This window comes from Pseudomonas sp. H1_D04 (genome assembly GCF_054683855.1).
On sequence record NZ_CP162826.1, the window covers coordinates 1,577,069 to 1,595,646 of the forward strand.

General features: G+C 60.8%; 16 protein-coding genes. 5 read left to right on the forward strand and 11 right to left on the reverse strand.

All coding sequences use genetic code 11. From position 1 onward, the window contains the following. Positions 1–33 precede the first annotated feature (33 nt). On the forward strand, positions 34–1,065 hold the full coding sequence (gene rsgA / locus AB4N82_RS07325; RefSeq protein WP_095186071.1) for a small ribosomal subunit biogenesis GTPase RsgA: 1,032 nt from the start codon (positions 34–36) through the stop codon (positions 1,063–1,065). Positions 1,066–1,146: 81 nt separating this feature from the next. On the opposite strand, the gene motB is transcribed toward rsgA, so the two are convergent. After that, positions 1,147–2,163, reverse strand: a complete 1,017-nt coding sequence (gene motB / locus AB4N82_RS07330) for a flagellar motor protein MotB (RefSeq protein ID WP_032890466.1) — start codon at positions 2,161–2,163, stop codon at positions 1,147–1,149. Positions 2,164–2,166: 3 nt separating this feature from the next. Next, a complete protein-coding gene (motA, locus tag AB4N82_RS07335; protein ID WP_122764199.1) occupies positions 2,167–3,018 on the reverse strand; it encodes a flagellar motor stator protein MotA in 852 nt (283 codons plus the stop codon). A 167-nt stretch (positions 3,019–3,185) separates the two neighbouring features. Between motA and AB4N82_RS07340 the strand changes: the two genes are divergently transcribed. The 3 genes from AB4N82_RS07340 to asd are packed head-to-tail and all read left to right on the forward strand — an operon-like array spanning position 3,186 to position 6,470. Beyond that, a complete protein-coding gene (locus tag AB4N82_RS07340; protein ID WP_460104764.1) occupies positions 3,186–4,721 on the forward strand; it encodes an HDOD domain-containing protein in 1,536 nt (511 codons plus the stop codon). A 57-nt stretch (positions 4,722–4,778) separates the two neighbouring features. Beyond that, complete coding sequence (locus AB4N82_RS07345; protein WP_095186072.1) at positions 4,779–5,594, forward strand: rhodanese-like domain-containing protein; 816 nt, start codon at positions 4,779–4,781, stop codon at positions 5,592–5,594. Between the two features lie 15 nt (positions 5,595–5,609). Continuing rightward, entirely contained in the window at positions 5,610–6,470 is an 861-nt protein-coding gene (gene asd / locus AB4N82_RS07350; protein WP_122764200.1) for an archaetidylserine decarboxylase, read from the forward strand. A gap of 110 nt (positions 6,471–6,580) precedes the next feature. Here asd and serB read toward each other — a convergent pair whose 3' ends face one another. Next, complete coding sequence (gene serB / locus AB4N82_RS07355; protein ID WP_032890457.1) at positions 6,581–7,795, reverse strand: phosphoserine phosphatase SerB; 1,215 nt, start codon at positions 7,793–7,795, stop codon at positions 6,581–6,583. 133 nt (positions 7,796–7,928) lie between these two features. Here serB and AB4N82_RS07360 point away from each other — a divergent pair, with 133 nt between their 5' ends. After that, complete coding sequence (locus AB4N82_RS07360; protein ID WP_122764201.1) at positions 7,929–9,461, forward strand: AhpA/YtjB family protein; 1,533 nt, start codon at positions 7,929–7,931, stop codon at positions 9,459–9,461. Positions 9,462–9,650: 189 nt separating this feature from the next. Here the strand turns inward: AB4N82_RS07360 and AB4N82_RS07365 are convergent, their stop codons facing one another. The 8 genes from AB4N82_RS07365 to AB4N82_RS07400 all read right to left on the reverse strand — a co-directional run bounded on the left by AB4N82_RS07365 (position 9,651) and on the right by AB4N82_RS07400 (position 18,459). Continuing rightward, the gene (locus tag AB4N82_RS07365) at positions 9,651–10,361 is read right to left on the reverse strand and encodes a PqiC family protein (RefSeq protein ID WP_032890454.1); all 711 of its coding nucleotides are present in this window, start codon (positions 10,359–10,361) and stop codon (positions 9,651–9,653) included. Positions 10,362–10,537: 176 nt separating this feature from the next. Beyond that, positions 10,538–12,802 carry a DNA topoisomerase IV subunit A gene (parC, locus tag AB4N82_RS07370; RefSeq protein ID WP_032890452.1) on the reverse strand — a complete coding sequence of 755 codons (2,265 nt, stop codon included), beginning with the start codon at positions 12,800–12,802 and terminating at the stop codon, positions 10,538–10,540. Positions 12,803–12,875: 73 nt separating this feature from the next. Beyond that, a complete protein-coding gene (locus AB4N82_RS07375) occupies positions 12,876–13,871 on the reverse strand; it encodes an esterase-like activity of phytase family protein (RefSeq protein WP_122764202.1) in 996 nt (331 codons plus the stop codon). Continuing rightward, positions 13,871–15,775, reverse strand: coding sequence for a DNA topoisomerase IV subunit B (gene parE, locus AB4N82_RS07380; RefSeq protein ID WP_032890449.1), 1,905 nt, complete (start codon positions 15,773–15,775; stop codon positions 13,871–13,873). Before parE ends, AB4N82_RS07375 begins: the two co-directional genes overlap by 1 nt. Before the next feature lie 54 nt (positions 15,776–15,829). Further along, on the reverse strand, positions 15,830–16,438 hold the full coding sequence (locus tag AB4N82_RS07385; protein WP_032890447.1) for a YqiA/YcfP family alpha/beta fold hydrolase: 609 nt from the start codon (positions 16,436–16,438) through the stop codon (positions 15,830–15,832). A gap of 49 nt (positions 16,439–16,487) precedes the next feature. Continuing rightward, positions 16,488–17,303, reverse strand: coding sequence for a 3',5'-cyclic-AMP phosphodiesterase (gene cpdA / locus AB4N82_RS07390; RefSeq protein ID WP_032890445.1), 816 nt, complete (start codon positions 17,301–17,303; stop codon positions 16,488–16,490). Positions 17,304–17,401: 98 nt separating this feature from the next. Continuing rightward, positions 17,402–17,851 carry a DUF1249 domain-containing protein gene (locus AB4N82_RS07395; protein ID WP_003171323.1) on the reverse strand — a complete coding sequence of 150 codons (450 nt, stop codon included), beginning with the start codon at positions 17,849–17,851 and terminating at the stop codon, positions 17,402–17,404. Beyond that, the gene (locus tag AB4N82_RS07400; RefSeq protein ID WP_032890443.1) at positions 17,842–18,459 is read right to left on the reverse strand and encodes an NUDIX domain-containing protein; all 618 of its coding nucleotides are present in this window, start codon (positions 18,457–18,459) and stop codon (positions 17,842–17,844) included. The genes AB4N82_RS07395 and AB4N82_RS07400 overlap by 10 nt, the downstream gene beginning before the upstream one ends. Positions 18,460–18,578 lie beyond the last annotated feature (119 nt).

Sequence of the window (18,578 nt, forward strand, 5' to 3'; positions counted from 1 at the left end):
ACCCAACCTTTGCATTATCGACACGGAACACCAATGGCCAAACGCCAGCTCAACCGTCGCCAAAACTGGCGCATCGAAAAGATTCAAGGTGAGCGCGCCGCACGCGCCGCCAAACGTGAATCCTCCGCCGTGGAAGCGCTCGAGGGCGGCGACCTGGGCCCCGAGCAAACGGGCCTGGTGATCGCGCACTTTGGTGTGCAGGTCGAAGTCGAGGCGCTGGAAGGCGAACTCGCAGGCCAAGTATCCCGCTGCCACTTGCGCGCCAACCTGCCTGCACTGGTCACCGGCGACAAGGTGGTGTGGCGCGCCGGCAACCAGGGCATCGGCGTGATCGTCGCCCAACTGCCGCGCACCACCGAACTGCGTCGTCCTGACAGCCGCGGCCAACTCAAGCCGGTAGCGGCCAACGTCGACATGATCGTGATCGTGTTCGCACCGTTGCCCGAGCCCCATGCCAACCTGATCGACCGCTATTTGGTGGCGGCTGAGCATGCGGGTATTCGCCCGCTGTTGCTGCTGAACAAATTCGACCTGATCGACGAACAGAACGCCCCAGCGCTCAACGCGTTGCTGGCGGTCTACCGCACCTTGGGTTACCCAGTGCTGGAAGTCTCGGCTCACCACGGCAACGGCATGGAACAGCTGCAACAGCAGTTGGACGGACGCATCAGTGTGTTTGTCGGCCAGTCGGGCGTTGGCAAGTCATCGCTGGTCAACAGCCTGCTGCCGGAAGTCGACACCCGTGTAGGCCCGCTGTCGGAACTGTCCGGCCAGGGCACTCATACGACCACCACCGCGCGATTGTTCCACTTCCCCGGCGGCGGTGAACTGATCGACTCCCCGGGCATTCGAGAGTTCGGCCTCGGCCACGTCAGCCGCAGCGATGTGGAAGCCGGCTTTATCGAGTTCAACGACCTGATCGGTACGTGCCGCTTCCGCGACTGCAAACACGACCGCGAGCCGGGCTGTGCGTTGCTCAAGGCCCTGGACGATGGCCGTGTGCAGCAGCAGCGGATGAACAGCTATCGGTCGATTATTGCGAGCTTGCCCGAGAGCAGTTACTAAACCGCCCGCCCGCCGCGTTGCGGGTGAGCGGGCTTTTGGTGATGAGCGGGCTTGCCCCGCTCATCACAACCGCAAAAGAACTTACGAGCCCGTCTTAGGCGCCGTAGGATCCTTCATCCCACCATCGTCAAACAGGTTCAGCTTCTGCCGCAGTTCATGGGCCGGCAACGGCTCCTGCCCTGGCGGAATGGCATTCGGGTCAACCGGCACTTCGCCCGGCGCGCCCGCACCTGGGGTTGGCACGACAGGTGGCTGATCACCTTCTATCGCACGCTGAGCCTTCTTGGTCAGCACGACGATATCAATGCGACGGTTGATCGGATTGAACGGATCCTTGGGTTCAAATAGCTGCGAGGAGGCAAAACCCACCACGCGCGCCACTTGCGGGTCGGGGTAGCTGCCTGCCACCAACGCACGACGGGCAGCGTTGGCGCGGTTGGCCGAGAGTTCCCAGTTGCCGAAGTCACCCTGGCCGGCATACGGCTTGGCGTCCGTGTGGCCGCTGATGCTTATCTTGTTCGGCACTGCCTTGATGGTGTCAGCCATGGCCAACAGGATGTCTTCGAAGTACGGCTTTAGCCGCGCACTGCCGGAATCGAACATCGGCCGATTGGCGGCATCAGTGATCTGGATGCGCAAGCCTTCCGGAGTGATCTCGAACGAGATCTGATCCTTGAATTTCAGCAACTGCGGATTTTCATCCACCTTGGTCTGCAACTCTTGCAGCAACAGCTCCAGGCGTTCCTGCTCAACCTGTTCAGCCATGCTCTCGACGGTGTCGCGCTCGATCGGGATGTTCTCCTGAGGCGATTCGGTCTTGACCTCTGGATTGATGGTGCGCTCAGGGGCCAACTGCGGCGAGCCGCCCAGGTCGATCACAAAGGGCGTGCCGCTCTCCGAGAAGCCAATCGGATCTTTGAAGTAACCGGCGATGGCGATCTTCTGTTCGGGCGTGGCGGTCGACATCAGCCACAGCACCAGGAAGAACGCCATCATCGCCGTCGCAAAGTCGGCGAAGGCGATTTTCCAGGCGCCGCCATGGTGCCCCGCAGCGAAGCGCTTGACGCGCTTGATGATTATCGGCTGGTTGTTTTCCATGGCTTAGCGACCGCGAACCGCTTGTTCCAGCTCGGCGAAACTTGGGCGATGCTTCGGGTACAAGACCTTGCGACCGAACTCCACTGCCAACGATGGCGGCATGCCGGACGCGGACGCTACCAGACTGGCCTTGATCGATTCGTACAGGTTGATTTCTTCCTTGGCATCGTGAGCCAGGGAGGTGGCCAGCGGGCCGAAGAAACCGTAAGCGGCGAGAATACCGAAGAAGGTACCCACCAGCGCCGCACCTACGTGCATACCGATGGCCGCCTGATCGCCCTCGCCCAGGGAGGCCATGGTCACCACGATACCGAGTACCGCCGCGACGATACCAAAGCCGGGCATGCCGTCGGCGATGCCGGTCACGGCGTGGGAAGGATGCTCCAGCTCTTCTTTAAGGCTGAACAATTCCATGTCGAACAGGCCTTCCAGCTCATGGGGAGCCATGTTGCCGGAGGACATGATGCGCAGGTAATCGCAGATATAGGCGGTCATGCGCTCGTCTTTGAGCACGGCCGGGTACTTGGCAAAAATCGGGCTGGCAGAGGCGTCCTCGATGTCGGCCTCAATGGCCATCATGCCTTCGCGGCGGCTCTTGTTGAGGATCTCGTACACCAGGCCCAGCACTTCCAGGTAGAAGGTATGAGTGAAGCGCGAACCGAACATGGCCAGCGATTTCTTGACCACGTGCATAGTCATGTAACCGGGGTTGGCCTGAAGGAAAGCGCCCAGTGCAGCACCGCCAATGATCATCACCTCGAAAGGCTGGATCAGTGCCGCAATTTTACCGTGGGACAGGACGTACCCGCCGAGCACGCTCGCGAAGACGACGATGATGCCGATAATTTTAGCCATAGGAGATGAGTACTTGCGCCGTCGGGTTCATGGACATATTTGGGGGAACTGGAAAACTCTTGTTCCTCTTATCGGCAAAACTGCGCCAGACTATAGCCCGTTAAGGCGAAAAGCCAGTTCGGCCCGCTCCGGGCGTGTTGACCGCAAGTGATGATCGCGCCCCAATCATGGCTAATGAAACGACAGTCCCATCTGTAAGACCTATCTCTCTCGCCGCTTGGATCAAGCGCCTGGACGACGTGCTGCTGCCAGTTCCCCAGGCCAGCCACGACCGTGTGTGCAAAGCCATCCGCGACAGCCGCAGTTCGTTGCGAGATATTGCCGAGCTGATGCAAAACAGCCCGGCTTTGGTACTCAGCGTCATGCGCGAGGCCAACAGCCATAACCATGGCAGCCTGGCGGAGCCGGCGGAAAACCTCGAAGTAGCGCTCAATCGCCTGGGCCTCAAGCGCGCCGAGGAACTGCTGGCGCGCCTGCCCTCGGTGCCCGCCCAAGAGATTCCCGTAGCATTGCGTCAACTGTTGCTGGTGAGCCAGCACGCGTCGCAGCAAGCCAACGGTCTGTTCGGCAGTCGTCTGGCGCGGCTTTGGCAAGACATCCACTGGGGTAGCCTGCTGTTTCTGTCGCCGCTGTGGCCGATGGCCGTTGCCTACCCCAAGCTCCTTGAAGAGTGGGAACTGCGTGTCATCCACAAGGGCGAGCCTGCACGCAAAGTCGAGCAGGAGCTGTTCGGCGTGCGCCTGCTGGACCTGTGCCTAGGCCTGACCGAAGCCTGGCACCTACCGATCTGGGTATCCCAGGGCTATAACCTGCTGTTGAACGAGCAACGCTTGCTGGTCAAGGCACTTCATATCGCCCGTGAAGACGACTCATTGCGCCATCAGCAATTGCTAGACGCCGAACCCAACCTGCGCCGTTGGCTGAACCAGCCGGCCAATACCGTGCTGCTAGCCAACGGCCTGGCGATGTCAGCCCAAGAGTCCTGGACCTGCCCGCACACTCAACGCTGGCAATACCTTACCGCGCTGTATTTGCAGCAACCGCTGGCTGAAGTGCAGCAACAATCTCACCAACAAGCCGTCACCAGCGCCCGCAGCACTCTAATGCCCGACCTCTGGCACCCGGCGCTGTCGCTGATCTGGCCGTGGAATGTGCAGAAGATTCATCGCGGCCTGCTGCCGGCGCCGCCACCGACTGCCGAGGCCCTGGCCGTGTGGCGTAACCGCTGCACCGAACTGCTGTTGGAACCAAGCCGCTTTGCCAACGCCATGCATTTGACCACCTGCGCCAAGGAAGCTCTGGTGGCCAGCGGCATGCAGCGAGTCTTGTTGTTCATGGCCGATCGCGCCCTGAGCACCTTGCGCGTGCACCAGGCCGACGGTCTGCCCAAAGACGCCGCCAAATTGAGCCTGGACGTGGTCAACAGCACGCTGCTACAGCGCCTGCTGGAGAAATCCGCCCAAGTACGCCTCACGCCGGACAACCACGCGCAGTTCTCGGCCTTGCTGCCGCCGATCCTGCGCCGTCTGTTCACAGGCGAACACCTGCTGTTGCGTTCGATGAGCTGCAACGGCCGTGTGGTAATGCTGATGGTCGCCGACCAGGGCGGCGGACCGTTTTCGGAAACCACCGTGCAGGCTTTCGGCAAAACCGCCCAGTGCATAGAGAAAGCCCTGCACAGCTTTACCAACCGCAGCGCCTAATGCTTGCGCTACAATCGCCGTCCTTTATCGCCAACATTTGTGCCCAGGAGACCTCACATGCCTGACTTCTCTGGCTTGCCGCTGGTGATCGAATCCAGCGACCTGCTCGGTCAACTGGATGCCGAACACCTGATTCTGGTGGACCTCACCAGTGCCGCCCGCTACGCCGAAGGGCATATCCCCGGCGCGCATTTCGTTGACCCCAAACGCACCCAACTGGGCCAGCCGCCGGCCCCCGGCCTGCTGCCCAATAAAGCCGACCTGGAAAAACTCTTCGGCGAATTGGGCCACACGCCCGACGCCACCTACGTGGTGTACGACGACGAAGGCGGCGGCTGGGCCGGGCGTTTTATCTGGCTGCTCGACGTAATCGGCCACCAGAAATACCACTACCTCGACGGCGGCCTGCTGGCCTGGCTGGAGGAGAAATACCCCGTTTCCACCGAAGTGCCTGGCCCCGTCGGCGGCCCCGTCAGCCTCACGCTGCATGACGGTCCCACGGCCACCCGCGAATACCTGCAAAGCCGTCTCGGCGCGGCCGACCTGGGTATCTGGGACGCACGCGGCCCGCTGGAATATTCCGGCGAGAAGGTACTCGCCGCCAAAGGCGGGCACATCCCCGGCGCGGTAAATTTCGAATGGACTGCCGGCATGGACAAGGCGCGCAGCCTGCGTATCCGCCGCGACATGCCGCAGATCCTCGAAGACCTCGGGCTGACGAAAGATAAAGAAATCATCACCCACTGCCAGACTCACCACCGCTCTGGCTTCACCTACCTGGTGGCCAAGGCGCTCGGTTATCCCCGAGTCAAAGGTTATGCCGGTTCCTGGGGCGAATGGGGCAACCACCCCGACACCCCCGTTGAGATTTAAGGTTTAAGGACAGTTATGAAAAAGCAGTTGTTTATCCTCAGCCAGTACTTGCTGCCGCACCATTTGCTGTCGCGCCTCGCTGGCTGCATTGCCGAGTGCCGCGTGCGTTGGTTCAAGAACGCTTTCACCACCTGGTTCGCTAAACGCTACCAAGTAGACATGTCCCAGGCGTTGGTTGAAGACGTGACCGCCTACGAGCACTTCAACGCCTTCTTCACACGCGCCCTCAAAGATGGCGCACGCCCGCTGGATCAAACCCCAGGCGCGGTGCTCAGCCCCGCCGATGGCGCGGTCAGCCAGCTTGGTCCGATTGAGCATGGTCGTGTGTTCCAGGCTAAAGGCCACAGCTTTAGCGTGCTGGAGTTGCTGGGTGGCGATGCGGCCTTGTCGGCACCGTTCATGGGCGGGGACTTCGCGACGGTTTATCTGTCGCCGAAGGACTACCACCGTGTGCACATGCCATTGGCTGGCACCCTGCGGGAAATGGTCTATATCCCAGGCCGTATCTTCTCGGTAAACCAGACCACCGCCGAAAATGTGCCGGAGCTGTTTGCGCGTAACGAGCGTGTCGCCTGCATCTTCGACACCGAGCGCGGTCCGATGGCCGTCGTGTTGGTGGGTGCGATGATCGTCGCATCGATTGAAACCGTATGGGCTGGCCTGGTGACCCCACCGAAGCGCGAACTGAAAACCTTCCGCTACGACGAAGCGGCGCGTGCGCCTATTCATCTGGAAAAAGGTGCGGAGCTGGGTCGCTTCAAGTTGGGTTCGACCGCGATTTTGCTGTTTGGGCCGGATCAGGTGAAGTGGGCTGAAGAACTGGTGGCGGGTTCGCCAGTGCAGATGGGCCAAGGTATCGCTTTACCTAAAGCCTGACACCGAACCCAATGTGGGAGGGGGCTTGTTCCCGATAGCAGGGGATCAGTCAACACATCAGTGACTGAACCACTGCCATCGGGGGCAAGCCCCCTCCCACATTTAGTCAGTTACAGCTGACCGTCGCGGTCGCGAAAGCCCAGCAGATAGAGCACGCCATCCAACCCCAAGGTCGAAATCGCCTGCTTGGCCGATTGTTTGACCAATGGCTTGGCGCGGAACGCCACACCCAAACCGGCGATTGCAAGCATCGGCAAGTCGTTCGCCCCGTCGCCGACCGCAATGGTCTGCTCCAGACGCAAACCTTCCTTGTGTGCCAATTCCTTCAGCAGATCCGCCTTGCGCTGCGCGTCGACAATCGGCTCGACCGCGACGCCGGTCACCTTGCCATCGACCACTTCCAGCTCGTTGGCGAACACATAGTCGATGCCCAGCTTTGCCTGCAATTGCTTGGCAAAGTAGGTGAAGCCGCCGGACAGGATCGCAGTCTTGTAACCCAGACGCTTGAGTTCGGCGAACAGGGTTTCGGCACCTTCCGTCAGGCGTAGCGAGGCGCCGATGGAGTCCAGCACGCTGACATCCAGGCCTTTGAGCAGTGCCAGGCGCTCCTTGAAGCTGGCGCGGAAGTCCAGCTCGCCGGCCATGGCGCGCTCGGTGATCGCGGAAACCTGCTCGCCCACGCCGGCGGCTTTGGCCAGTTCGTCGATGACTTCGGCTTCGATCAGCGTGGAGTCCATGTCGAATACCGCCAGGCGACGGTTGCGACGGAACAGCGAATCTTCCTGGAACGCGATGTCGACATTCAGCTCCTGGGCCACGCTAAGGAATTCGGCGCGCAGGGCCTGCGGATCGGCCGGCTCGCCGCGAACGGAGAACTCGATGCAGCCCTTGCCCTGATCTGCCGGCGTGTCCAGCGGCATGCGCCCCGACAGACGGTCGATATGGTCGATATTCAAACCATACTGCGCGGTAATGGAGCTGACGCGCTGCAGTTGTTCGGCGGTGACCTTGCGGGTCAGTAACGTGACGATATGGCGTTTCTTCCCTTGGCCAGCCACCCAATGCTGGTAGTCGTCTTCGGAAACAGGGGTGAAACGCACCTGTTGATCCAGCTTATACGCCGTAAACAGGATGTCCTTGAGTACGGACGAGGCCTGTTCGGTGCTGGGGATTTCAACCAGGATGCCGAACGACAGGGTGTCGTGGATCACTGCCTGGCCAATGTCGAGAATGTTCACACCACCCTGGGCCAGAACACCGGTAATGGCGGCGGTAAGACCCGGGCGGTCTTCACCGGTGATGTTAATCAGGACAATTTCGCGCAAGGCGCACCCCCAGGCTGGAAAAAAACCGCATTCTACCCACTTTCAGTGACCATCGGGCACAGCCAGCGCTTTGCCGGTCCTAGGCCTGTCGCTATACTGCGCGTCAACTTCACGGACCGAGAGCCGAGCGCAAGTGAACCGGCCCACGCCAGTAAAAACCGATAACTTCTTCCTGCTGATCTTCCGGGCACTGCGCCACCGCCGTGTACCGATCGCATTACGCATCGCCAGCCATAACGTGATCCTGGTGGCCTTGGCCCTGGTGATCTATGCCTGCGTGATGGGTTTGCAGTTCAAACAGGCCATGCACGAGCAAGCCGACGCCCTGGGCGAGAGCTTGACGACCCAGACCGCCACCTCGGCGACTGAGCTGTTGGTGTCCAACGACATCCTCAGCCTCAACGTGCTGCTCAACAACCTGACCAAAAACCCGCTGGTGGCCCACGCCGCCATCTACAGCGTGGACAACCGGATCATGGCCGAAGCCGGGCAACGCCCGAAAAACGGCCTGCTGGGTGAAGCCGAAGGCCTGTACCAGAGCAACATCACATTCCAGGATGTGAAAGCCGGCCAACTGCGCATCAGCCTGGACATGCAGCAATTCCAGCAGCCGATGACCATCAGCCTGCAAAGCATGGGCATCCTCAGCGCAATTCTGCTGGCACTGGCCTTGGCCTTAAGCCTGCGGCTGGGTCGGCACATTTCTACGCCATTGATGCAACTGCGCATCTGGTTACGGGATATCGACGAACACACGCCAGCCACCGACCGCCAGGACGAAATCGGCGACCTCGCCCGCCAACTCCACGCCAGCTTTGCCCCGGAGCCGGTGGTTCGTGAAGTGGAGCCGGAACCTGAGTTCGACGACACCGATTACGACGACGAGCCCGAGTTTGAAGTGCGCGACCTGCGTGATCCTGGCTTCGACGAAAGCACCCCGGTGGCAGGCCTCAAGCCTGCAACACGCAAGGTCATCCAGGCTGAAGAAGACGAGCTGGACGATGAAGACCCGTTCGCCGACCTGCGCGACACCTCGGCCAACAGCCCGGCCGTCGCGCCGAAACCGGTACCTACGAGGAACACCGAGCCCCAGCACAGCGCCGTATTGGCCGTGCAACTGGGTGCCCAGGACCAACTGCGCCGCCTGCCCCGCGCACGCCTGACGGAACTGCTGGAACGCTATCGCGATTGCCTCGACCAAGCGGCCTCGCTGTACCAGAGCGAACTGCACACCCTGAACGATGGCAGCACGCTGATGCTGTTCCACAGCGAAGACAGCGGCGAAGACTACCTGACCAACGCCATCTGCTGCGGCGAACTGCTGCGCGCCCTGGGCCATGCCCTGCAGATCGAAGTGGCGGACAGCGGCATCACCCTGCAACTGCAACTTGGCTTGACGGTAGGTGACGACCTGTTTGGCATGAGCCAGATCGATCTGCTGCTGACCGAAATCGCCCAAGACGCCCTGGCCCTGTCGCAACACAGCCGCAACCTGCTGCTGGTGGAGCGCAAGATCAGTGAAGACACGCTGATCCGCCAACGCGCTCGCATCCGACCGATTGCCAGCCCTGAAGGCGCAAGCTGTGTGGAGCGGTTGATGGAGCCGTATCCCTCGATGCTTGAACGCCAGTTGGCGCGGATGCATGAGACTCGCTCCAAGCCCTGAAGAACACCGCCGAACCAATTGGGAGGGGGCTTACCCCCGACTGCGGAGCATCAGTTAGCACATCATTAACTGAACCAACGCTACCAGGGACAAGCCCCCTTCCACACTTGATCTGCGCCGTGACTTATATCTCCACAAACAAAAAGGCCCGCTAAGTCAGCGGGCCTTTTTTGTTGGAGCTGTTTCAGATCAGAACCTGAACACTTCCATATCCGTACGAATGGGCGTAGCCATCGGCATTTTCGGCTTCTGCGGCTCTGCTGGCTTGGCCTGTACCGCCGGAGCTTGCTTGCGCGGCGCCTCGGCAATCGGCGGCTGGTTGGCCAGTGGCTTGAGGGCCACCGACAACTGCTGTGCCAAGTGCTGCAACAGCACGCCCTGAGCCTGGACCTGGGATGCCGTGGAACCGGTGTGTTCTTCCTGCAGGTGCACGATACGGTTATCGCGCACCTGGCCACGACGGTCGATCAAGCGCCACTGTGCATCCAGGATTGCCGGTTGCGACACACCCGAGTCGAGGCGCGTAATGGTCAGCAGCACCTGCACATCCGGGCTGAAACCCGTCGGTGCGGGTGCCAGCACCACGCGCTGGCTATCGAGATGGCCCGCGACTTGGCGCAATACCAACTGGTTGATATCCGAAGACAGGCTACCCGCCCAACGACCATCGGTGGAACCTTGCAGGCTACCGTCATTCTGACGCTGCAGCAGGGTTTCGCGTTGCAGGTAGTCGGCAACGACCACCGGGCCCAGCAGAACTGCCATACCGGCACTTTGTGCAGGTTGCGCCGGACTTCCGCTGTCCAGCTGGTACAGCGACACCGGTTGGTGTGTGCTGCAACCCGCCAACCCCAAAAGGCCCGCGAGCATCAAAAATAAAGGAAGGCGTGGAGCAGTCATCATCCCATCCAGGTGGCTGCCACAAGGCGAACCACAATGTAATACTAAAAATAACCTAAACACGCTCGGCCACGCCGGCGCTGGAAAGGCCATATCATCCGTGAATATGCGCCATGACTCCAGCGCCAAAGAGTCGATCTACGCTTTAAATCGTAGATCGAGGGCTCTAATACGCCTTAAACCGGCGTTTCCACCAGCAAAGCATCCACGCGCTGGAAGCCGCGAGGCAGTTTATTACCGCGACGACCACGCTCGCCCTTGTAGTGTTCAAGGTCGTCAGGGCGCAATGACAACGTGCGCTTGCCGGCCTGGAGCACCAGGGTGGAACCTTCCGGGATCACCGCGATGTCGGTCACGTACTCTTCGCGACTGGCCACCCGCTCCCCTGGAATACCAATAATCTTGTTGCCCTTGCCTTTGCCCAGCTGGGGTAGATCGCTGATCTTGAACACCAGCAGACGCCCTTCGGTGGTCACCGACGCCAGCCAATTGCTCTCACGGTCATCTACCGGTCGCGGCAGGATCACCTTGGCGTTATTCGGCAGGCTCAACAATGCCTTGCCCGCCTTGTTCTTGGCCTGCAGGTCTTCACCCTTGACCACAAACCCGTAACCGGCGTCGGAGGCGATGACGTACAGCGAGTCATCGTCCGGCAGCAGCACGCATTCAAAATTCGCCCCTGGTGGCGGCGTTAGACGCCCGGTCAACGGTTCGCCCTGCCCCCGTGCTGACGGCAAGGTGTGCGCCGGCACTGAATAGCTGCGCCCCGTCGAGTCGATAAACACCGCAAACTGGTTAGAACGCCCGGCCGCAGCGGTTTTAAAACCATCACCCGCTTTGTACGACAAGCCAGTGGCGTCAATATCATGCCCCTTGGCCGAACGAACCCAACCCTTTTCCGACAGAACGACGGTAATTTTCTCGTTTGGCAGCAGTTCGGTTTCTGTCAGCGCCTTCGCTTCAGCACGCTGCACGATTGGCGAACGACGGTCATCGCCGTAGGTTTCGGCGTCTTTGATCAGCTCGGTACGCACCAGCTTTTTCAGCTTGGCTTCACTGCCCAACAGGGCTTGCAGCTTGGCTTGCTCCTTAAGCAACGCGTCTTGCTCGTCGCGCAGTTTCATTTCTTCCAGTCGCGCCAATTGACGCAAGCGGGTGTCGAGAATGTAGTCAGCCTGGATCTCGCTCAGCTCGAAGCGCGCGATCAATTCGGCTTTCGGGTGCTCGGCGGTACGGATGATGTGAATCACTTCATCCAGATTGAGATAGGCAATCAGCAAGCCGTCCAACAGGTGCAGGCGGCGCTCGACCTTGTCCAAGCGGAATTGCAGGCGGCGACGAACGGTTTGTACGCGGAACTCCAACCACTCCACCAGCAGGTTGCGCAGGTTTTTCAGCTGCGGCTTACCGTCCAGACCGATGATGTTGATGTTGACCCGGTAGCTGGACTCAAGATCGGTACTGGCGAACAGGTGCTGCATCAGCACTTCGTGATCGACCCGGCTGTTGGTCGGGATGATCACGATACGGCATGGGTTTTCGTGGTCGGACTCGTCACGCAGGTCGGCGACCTGGGGCAGTTTCGACGGTTTGGCCTGCATCAGCGCAGCAATCTGCTCCAACACTTTGGCGCCCGACACCTGATGCGGCAGAGCGGTGACGATAATGTCGCCGTCCTCAATGTGGTACACAGCGCGCATGCGCACCGAGCCCTTGCCGGTTTCGTACATCTTCAGCAGATCGGCGCGCGGCGTGATGATTTCCGCTTCGGTCGGGTAGTCCGGGCCCTGGATATGCTCACAGAGCTGCTCGACGGTCGCCTTTGGCTCATCCAGCAAGCGTACGCAGGCGGTGGCGACTTCCCGCAGGTTGTGCGGCGGTACGTCGGTGGCCATGCCGACCGCGATACCGGTGGTGCCATTGAGCAGGATGTTCGGCAAACGTGCCGGCAACACCAGAGGCTCGTCCAGTGTGCCGTCGAAGTTCGGGCCCCAATCCGCAGTACCCTGGCCCAGTTCGCTGAGAAGCACTTCCGAGTAACGCGACAACCGCGCCTCGGTGTAACGCATCGCGGCGAAGGACTTGGGATCATCCGGCGCACCCCAGTTACCCTGGCCGTCCACCAGCGTGTAGCGGTAGCTGAACGGTTGGGCCATCAGCACCATGGCTTCGTAGCACGCCGAGTCGCCATGGGGGTGGAACTTACCCAGCACGTCACCGACGGTACGCGCCGATTTCTTGTGCTTGGAATCGGCATCCAGGCCCAACTCACTCATGGCGTAGATAATGCGCCGCTGTACGGGCTTGAGGCCGTCGCCGATATGCGGCAACGCGCGGTCCATGATCACGTACATGGAGTAGTTGAGGTAGGCATTTTCGGTGAAGTCAGCCAGCGACCGGCGTTCTACGCCGTCTAAGCTGTCTGCGAGGATGTCACTCATGCGGGCCTCATCATTGTTTGGTAAGGCGCAGCGGAAATGCCGCTGCGCTGAGTCAATTCAAGTGTTTGATCATTCACGGCTGGGCACTCCAGCCGCCGACCGGGGCGGCAAAACGATAGACCACCGGGCGTTTTTCACCATCGGCGCGAGGGCCGAAGTTGTTGTCGATACCCAGCCACGCGCCTTCAGCATCAACCACAAGGGCTTCGGCAAGACCATAGGGCTGGGCATAACGCCGCTCGGGCACCAGGGTTTCGTCGGCAAACGACCAGCACAGCTCGACCTTGGCGGTGACCGCATCGCGCCGGCAAATCTGGAACGCGTTGCGCTCCAGCGTAAACAGCTTGCCGTTGAACAGGGAGAGATCAGCGAAATCCTTGGACACGGGCTTGGCGTCGGTGAATTTAGCCGGTTGTACCTCCTGGCCGGCCTCACTTAACAAAACGCAAGGGCCCTCACAACTCCACAGGCTTTGCCCACGCTTGATGGAAATTAAGCCACGCCGCTCACGCTCAGCCGCCAGCCAGATTTGATTGCCTTCAGGGTTCACCGCCAAGCCTTCAAACAGCGCATTGAAGTGCAGCAACATGCCACTGGCCCGGGCCTCACGCACCATGCTTGGGGCAATCTTCAGCCATTCAGGTGCGCCGGTGGCCGGCACTTGCAGCACTGCCGCATGGGCTTCACTGACGATGTAGCGATTACCGGCAACATCGCAGCTGATGCCTTCAAAGTCCAGGTCGCCACCGCGAATAAACGAAGCAGCCGTGGTGCGCGAACGCAGCCCCCAAGGCAGACCGGACTCTGGCACGGGCGGCACTTCGATTTTCACCGTTTCGGCCTGCCAGGTCGGCGCGCTGATATCCAGACGGTAGATCTGATCGTCGTCACGGTCGGAAACCGTCCACAGGTCCTTGCCGCACACAGCCAGACCCGACAAGTTGCCGCCGCGCATGCCATCCACCGGGTGCTCGGACACGAGTTTGAGCTCTGCTACGGTCGCAGCAACCACCGGGGTGGCCGCCAGCCCGCTCATCATCAGGATCGCCAGGGCGACGCCTGTGCGCATCAGCCCACCACCTCGGCCAGGTTGCCTTTGGATTCCAGCCAGGACTTGCGGTCCGGCGCGCGTTTCTTCGCCAGCAGCATGTCCATCATTTCCGAGGTGGCGGCGTAGTCTTCCAGGGTCAACTGCACCAGGCGCCGGGTGTTGGGGTCCATGGTGGTTTCACGCAATTGTGGTGGGTTCATTTCACCCAGACCTTTGAATCGCGTGACCTGCGGCTTGCCACGTTTCTTCTCGGCCACCAGGCGGTCGAGGATGCCATCGCGCTCCGCTTCGTCCAGGGCATAGAAAATCTCCTTGCCCAGGTCGATGCGATACAGCGGTGGCATGGCGACGTAGACGTGACCGGCATCCACCAACGGGCGGAAGTGCTGCACGAACAGCGCACAGAGCAACGTGGCGATGTGCAGCCCGTCGGAGTCGGCGTCGGCGAGGATGCAGATCTTGCCGTAACGCAGTTGGGCGATATCCGCAGAACCTGGGTCGACACCAATGGCCACGGCGATGTTGTGCACTTCCTGGCTGGCCAGGACTTCGCTGCCGTCGACTTCCCAAGTGTTAAGAATCTTGCCGCGCAACGGCAGGATCGCCTGGAATTCCTTGTCCCGCGCTTGTTTGGCGGAACCGCCGGCGGAGTCACCCTCCACCAGGAACAGTTCGGAGCGCATCGGGTCCTGCCCGGCGCAATCGGCCAGTTTGCCTGGCAGTGCCGGGCCCTGGGTGATGCGCTTGCGCTCAACCTTCTTACTGGCTTTGAGGCGACGGCCGGCGTTATTGATCGCCAGTTCGGCCAAGGCCAAGCCCAGCTCAGGATGCTCGTTGAGCCACAGGCTGAAGGCGTCCTTAACCACACCAGAGACAAACGCCGCCGCCTCGCGGGACGACAGACGCTCTTTGGTCTGGCCGGAGAACTGCGGTTCCTGCATTTTCATCGACAGCACGAACGCAATGCGCTCCCACACGTCTTCCGGCGCCAGCTTCACGCCGCGCGGCAGCAGGCTGCGGTATTCGCAGAATTCGCGCATGGCATCGAGCAGGCCCTGGCGCAAACCATTGACGTGGGTGCCGCCCTGAGCCGTGGGAATCAGGTTGACGTAGCTTTCCTGCACGCTGTCGCCGCCCTCGGGCAACCACAGCAGCGCCCAGTCGACGGCTTCTTTATTGCCGGCCAGACTGCCGCAAAACGGCTCGTTGGGCAGGCGCTCGAAGTCGCTGACGGAATCTTCCAGATAAGAGCGCAGGCCGTCTTCGTAATGCCACTCGACCTTCTCACCGGTGCCTTTGTCTTCAAAGGTCACCAGCAGGCCCGGGCACAACACGGCCTTGGCCTTGAGTACGTGTTTGAGGCGGCTGATGGAGAATTTCGGCGAATCGAAGTATTTCGGGTCCGGCGCGAAGTACACGCTGGTACCGGTATTGCGCTTGCCCACGGTGCCGATCACTTCGAGGTCGGTGGCTTTGTAGCCATCGGCGAAGGTCATCTGGTACTCGTTGCCGTCGCGCTTGACCTTGACCCGCACCAGCGTCGACAGGGCGTTGACCACGGAAATACCCACACCGTGCAAGCCACCGGAAAATTGGTAGTTCTTGTTGGAGAACTTACCGCCGGCGTGCAGCTTGGTGAGGATCAGCTCGACGCCTGACACGCCCTCTTCCGGGTGAATGTCCACGGGCATGCCGCGACCATCGTCGGACACTTCGAGGGAGTGGTCAGCGTGGAGAATGACGTGCACCGACTTCGCGTGCCCGGCCAAGGCTTCGTCAACGCTGTTGTCGATGACTTCCTGGGCGAGGTGATTCGGCCGGCTGGTGTCGGTGTACATGCCGGGGCGTTTGCGCACCGGGTCGAGGCCCGAGAGGACTTCGATGGCGTCGGCGTTATAAGAGCTAGCGCTGGGAGTGGCCATGGGGTCTCGTCGTGAGTCGTTCGATTAAAAAGTAACCTGCGGTTTTCAAGGCAATTACAGTGCCGAAAAATCGAAGGATTGATACTGATCTGCGCCAATGCCGGCAAAGCTCAACAGCGCCGGCAATTGCTGGGCGAACCCTTGGTAACCATGGTCGCCACCGGCCTGGATGCGCAAGGCGCAGGCCCGGTAATACTGTTGGGCGAGGCGATAATCCAGGGTTTCATCCCCGGTCTGCAACCACACCTGATAACGCGCAGCATCCTGGGGTGCCGGCACTTCCAACTCGGCGAGTGCCGTGACGTGGTCGTGGGTCAGTTCCCAGGTTTCATCGGTGTAGAGGTTCTTCTGGGTGCCCAGGTAGCCGTCGAACATCCGATGGGGGCTCACCGCCGGGTTGACCAGCAGCGCCTTGAGGCCATGGCGCTCGGCAAGATGGGTTGCATAGTAGCCGCCGAGTGAGCTGCCGACCAGCAGTGGCCGCCCTAGTTGGGCAATGGCTTGCTCCAACTGAGGAATTGCCTGACGGGGGTGGTGATGCAGCGCCGGCACGCGCAGTTGGTCGGCCAGGCCGAGGCTGTTCATCACGGTGATGAGCTGGCTGGCCTTGTTGGACGCCGGCGCACTGTTGAAACCGTGGATATACAGGATCGAAGCAGACATACCGGGCTCTCCGTGCTTGCGCCAAAAGCGCGCAGTTTACAGGTAAATCTCAGTAGCCGTTGCTACCGTAATCCACCGTAAACGCGAACCCGACCAAGCGCTCTACCCCGGTCTCCAGCCGCCCGTCGGCATGCAAACGCAACCAACGATACCCCGGCGCCTGCTCACTGACCTTGAAGTCCTCGCTACCCGGCGCGAACTGGATGCACGTAGACGGCGACGCTAGCAAGCGCACGCCATTACGTTCGCGGTCGATTTCCTGGTGCACATGCCCCCAGAGCACTGCCCTGACTTGGGGAAAGCGGTCCAGCACGGCAAACAACGCTTCGGGATTGCGCAGGCCGATGGGGTCCATCCACGCACAGCCGAAAGACACTGGGTGATGGTGAAAGCACACCAGATGATGACGGCCGGGGGCTTCACTCAGGGCTTGGGCCAGCAATTGCAGTTGCGAGTCCTGAAGGTAGCCTGGCACCGAGCCCGGTACGGCAGAGTCCAGCAGTGTGATGCGCCAGTTGCCCACATCCACCACCGGTTCAAGCAGGTCGCTGTGCGCAGCGGCGTGCGCCATGATTTGCGGCTCGTCGTGGTTACCGGGAATCCAGCGGGCAGGGGCGCCGATGGATGCGGTCATGTCGCGAAATTGCTGGTACGACTCCAGCGTGCCGTCCTGGGACAAGTCCCCGGTAGCCACTATCAGGTCGATTTGCGGCTGTTGCTGGCACACCAACTCAATTACACGCCGCAGGCTCTCACGGGTATTCATACCCAGCAGCGTGCCGTCGGCCTCGGCAAACAGGTGGCTGTCGGACAGTTGCACCAGCAACGCCGGCGCATCGGGGTTCACGGTGGATACGCTCGGCAAGGCGCTCTCCCAAGGCAATCACAGGAATAGACAATTGGGGCGATTATGCTGGGGCAGAACGCAAAGAGGAAACCCAAGGAAGCAGACGCAGTTCACATCTACCGCACGACCTCAAACTCATGACCCAGAGCCAGGCAATGGCTCAACCACTCGCCGAGGAACACATTGAGCTGTGCTTTCTCATCGGGCTGGTGCATGAACACATTTGGGTAAGGATAGATGCTGCGGAAGCGTCGTGCATGTTCGGCGCTGATCACTTCGGCCATGCGGGCGTCGTGGTAAACCTGCACTTCCAGTTGCGGCACCGGCAGCCAAGGCAGGCTGTGCTCCTGACGAACGCGCAGGGTGGTGGTGTACGGACAGTTGACGATAACTTCCAGGGCCAGTACGCCGAGCATTTGGTCGCCATGGGTTACGCCGATGCGCCGTGCCTCGGGGGCGTGGCGCATATCGGGCAACAGGCGCATCAGCCGCGCATAGTTGGCTTCGCAGGCGGCTTGCAGCCCGATCAGGTCGACTCGATAACGTTCCCGTGCCTTTACTGCCATAACCCCCTCACTTCCGCGCGATTAAGCGCAAGCCATTGCAGGGCGATAATGCTGGCTGCGTTGGAAATCTTGCCGTCGCGCACCGCTTGCAGGGCATCTTCGAAGGCCCAGACGGTGACGCGGATATCTTCTGCCTCTTCTTCCAATCCATGGACACCACCTGCACCGGCGCTCTCGCAACGGCCCAGGTACAAATGCACAAACTCGGTACTGCCACCGGGCGACGGGAAGTACTTGGTAATCGGCCACAGCGCGGAGAACGTCAGCCCAGCTTCCTCCTCGGCTTCGCGGTGTGCAACCTCCTCCGGCTCTTCATCCTTGTCGATCAGGCCCGCGACCATTTCCACCAGCCAAGGGTTGTTGCTGCGGCCCATGGCGCCTACACGGAACTGCTCGATCAACACCACTTCATCGCGCTGCGGGTCGTACGGCAAGACACACACCGCGTCGTGACGGACGAAGACTTCGCGGTTGATCACCCGGCTCATGCCGCCATCGAATTTTTCGTGGCGCAGTTGCACGCGATCAAGCTGGTAGAAGCCCTTGTAGGCATTGTCGCGCTGAACAATTTCGATTGTGCTCGGCGTCGATTTTGCTGTGTCCGTCATATCCCTTCCTCGTTATGCCTGAGCAATTCGCGCCATCCTAACGCGCTCCCGCCCTCGGATGCAGCCCCTTTCCGGTTGCCGGGATAGACGGCGGGCGTCAAACTCACTCTAATCAGCTT

Bases quoted from the DNA above. Each gene is read 5' to 3' on its own strand.
- AB4N82_RS07345 (WP_095186072.1), top strand. From the start codon at position 4,779: ATGCCTGACTTCTCTGGCTTGCCGCTGGTGATCGAATCCAGCGACCTG.
- AB4N82_RS07340 (WP_460104764.1), top strand. From the start codon at position 3,186: ATGGCTAATGAAACGACAGTCCCATCTGTAAGACCTATCTCTCTCGCC.
- AB4N82_RS07375 (WP_122764202.1), bottom strand. From the start codon at position 13,871: ATGCGCACAGGCGTCGCCCTGGCGATCCTGATGATGAGCGGGCTGGCG.
- motA (WP_122764199.1), bottom strand. From the start codon at position 3,018: ATGGCTAAAATTATCGGCATCATCGTCGTCTTCGCGAGCGTGCTCGGC.
- AB4N82_RS07400 (WP_032890443.1), bottom strand. From the start codon at position 18,459: ATGACGGACACAGCAAAATCGACGCCGAGCACAATCGAAATTGTTCAG.
- AB4N82_RS07395 (WP_003171323.1), bottom strand. From the start codon at position 17,851: ATGGCAGTAAAGGCACGGGAACGTTATCGAGTCGACCTGATCGGGCTG.
- parC (WP_032890452.1), bottom strand. From the start codon at position 12,802: ATGAGTGACATCCTCGCAGACAGCTTAGACGGCGTAGAACGCCGGTCG.
- AB4N82_RS07385 (WP_032890447.1), bottom strand. From the start codon at position 16,438: ATGTCTGCTTCGATCCTGTATATCCACGGTTTCAACAGTGCGCCGGCG.
- parE (WP_032890449.1), bottom strand. From the start codon at position 15,775: ATGGCCACTCCCAGCGCTAGCTCTTATAACGCCGACGCCATCGAAGTC.
- rsgA (WP_095186071.1), top strand. From the start codon at position 34: ATGGCCAAACGCCAGCTCAACCGTCGCCAAAACTGGCGCATCGAAAAG.
- asd (WP_122764200.1), top strand. From the start codon at position 5,610: ATGAAAAAGCAGTTGTTTATCCTCAGCCAGTACTTGCTGCCGCACCAT.
- motB (WP_032890466.1), bottom strand. From the start codon at position 2,163: ATGGAAAACAACCAGCCGATAATCATCAAGCGCGTCAAGCGCTTCGCT.
- AB4N82_RS07365 (WP_032890454.1), bottom strand. From the start codon at position 10,361: ATGACTGCTCCACGCCTTCCTTTATTTTTGATGCTCGCGGGCCTTTTG.